Genomic DNA, 1,183 nt, shown 5'->3' with positions numbered 1-1,183 from the left:
GAGCCATATTCTTCATTATGACGATACTTCTTGGCATTCTTACCTTTCAAATACACTAAAAGCCTCAATCCTCCGGCAACAGCTGCTCCAACACAAATATCAATAGGATGGACGCTCGGGAGAGAATTTGCGAATGCTTCACCAAAGCACCCATCCATAATAAGGCTCTGTAACTTCTCTGAAGCATTGGTGCCTGCTGCCAGCCTCCATGCTTCTCCAATGTTAGTAGCTAATAATCCCAGGGCCGCATAAGGAACATTCAGTATCAGTTTTTTCTTCAGCTTACTGTTCATAGTTCCCTGTCCTTTCTCTTTTCCACTGCCTTCTTAGGAAGTGAAGCCACAAATTCCTTGAACTTTCTGAGTTTCTTAAGGATACTCGGTCTTCCTTCTTTCTGAAGCTTAAGCTGTCTTGCTGTATATTCGTTAACAACAGCAGTGATAGCATCTGCATCTCTGGCCTTGAAAAATACAGTGAACTTTGGCGGGTCCAGCTCTGTACTTTTTACTATGGCGAAATCAACACCATACTTGTTGGCAACCCTTTTAAAATCACCAAGTCCTAATCCATCAATGTCAACTGACTGGACTCCCTGATCCTTTCTGATAAGCTGTTTGACGGACATTTTGCCATGTTCAGGAAGAATCTTGTGCTTTATAGCCTTAACCGGAAAACCTCCAACTATCATAAGTATTTTTATGAACAATTTTACTGAAGGCTTTGCTACGCCGCTCCATGCAAATTTTATTGCAGGTTTTGCAATTCTATTTTTTGCATACCCAATTGTTTCTTTAGATATTTCTTCATTGATCATTCATAGCCGTCTCCTTTCCTCATATTTTATGTTCAAATTCTAAATGTATGGTTTTTCGCAACGTCATTTCTCAAATTGGAGCACTTCTGCTGGATAATTCTTATTGATTTTTTCTCTTAATCCTATCCTCAACAATCTCTGCATCATTTACTAAAAATCCAGAAACCACATCATTTCCGACCTCTATGGGGATAATCACCATAGATAGTGCCTCCATGATTCTGACAAGACAATCTTTTCTGGATTCATTCCTGCCTACTATTGCTCTTATCAGCGCAGTACCGACAAAAACTGTATCATCATCAATTTTTATCACATGTCTATAATCGAATTCCAAATCTACTTTATCTGTGAGTTTCATTGCAGCAT

The 1,183-nt window shown here is 39.2% G+C and carries 2 protein-coding genes and 1 pseudogene; all 3 read right to left on the bottom strand.

What is annotated here, in order from left to right; genetic code table 11:
- A pseudogene (locus T515_RS16185) lies at positions 1-293 on the bottom strand (VirD4-like conjugal transfer protein, CD1115 family); the annotation flags it as partial.
- On the bottom strand, positions 290-814 hold the full coding sequence (locus T515_RS16180) for a PcfB family protein (protein ID WP_036613657.1): 525 nt from the start codon (positions 812-814) through the stop codon (positions 290-292). The pseudogene T515_RS16185 and the gene T515_RS16180, both read right to left, overlap by 4 nt.
- 100 nt (positions 815-914) lie before the next feature.
- Positions 915-1,183 (bottom strand): hypothetical protein (locus T515_RS17760; RefSeq protein WP_036613654.1); only part of this gene is annotated, 269 nt, incomplete at its 5' end.

This window comes from Oribacterium sp. P6A1 (genome assembly GCF_000702885.1).
Taxonomy (GTDB): Bacteria; Bacillota; Clostridia; order Lachnospirales; family Lachnospiraceae; genus Oribacterium.
The sequence above is the reverse complement of the archived record's forward strand: the minus strand, read 5'-3'. Positions and strand labels throughout refer to the sequence as shown.

Bases quoted from the DNA above. Each gene is read 5' to 3' on its own strand.
- T515_RS16180 (WP_036613657.1), bottom strand. From the start codon at position 814: ATGATCAATGAAGAAATATCTAAAGAAACAATTGGGTATGCAAAAAAT.